Source organism: Rhizobium sp. 18055, from assembly GCF_902706285.1.
Taxonomy (GTDB): Bacteria; Pseudomonadota; Alphaproteobacteria; order Rhizobiales; family Rhizobiaceae; genus Rhizobium.
The window spans coordinates 1-531 of sequence record NZ_CACSKD010000154.1; the positions used below are offsets into that span (position 1 = coordinate 1).

At 67.8% G+C, this 531-nt stretch carries 1 protein-coding gene; it reads left to right on the top strand.

Features of this window, described 5'->3' with window-relative positions; all coding sequences use genetic code 11:
* Positions 1 to 531: DnaB-like helicase C-terminal domain-containing protein (locus tag GVL52_RS31795; protein ID WP_280179126.1), on the top strand; the 531-nt coding region annotated here is incomplete at both ends.

Consider the following 531-nt stretch of genomic DNA (forward strand, 5'->3'; position numbering starts at 1 on the left):
GCGCTCAACGAGGGCCTGCCCGTGGCCATCTTCTCGATGGAAATGGGCGCCGCCCAGCTGGCCGTGCGTATCGTGGGCTCGATCGGCCGCGTGAACCAAGGCAACCTGCGCACCGGCAAGCTGAGCGACGAGGAGTGGCCGCGCCTGACCGAGGCGATCGAGCGGCTGCGCACCGTGTCGCTGCACATCGACGAGACGCCCGGCCTCACCCCGGGCGAGCTGCGCGCCAATGCCCGGCGCCTGGCGCGCCAGTGCGGCAAGCTCGGCCTGATCGTGGTCGACTACCTGCAGCTCATGAGCGGGTCCGGCTCCTCCAGTTCCGACAACCGGGCCACCGAACTCGGTGAAATCTCCCGGGGCCTGAAGATGCTCGCCAAGGAGCTGCAGTGCCCGGTGATCGCGCTCTCGCAGCTGAACCGCTCGGTGGAGCAGCGCACCGACAAGCGGCCCATGATGTCCGACCTGCGCGAATCCGGCGCCATCGAGCAGGATGCGGACATCATCATGTTCATCTACCGCGACGACTACTAC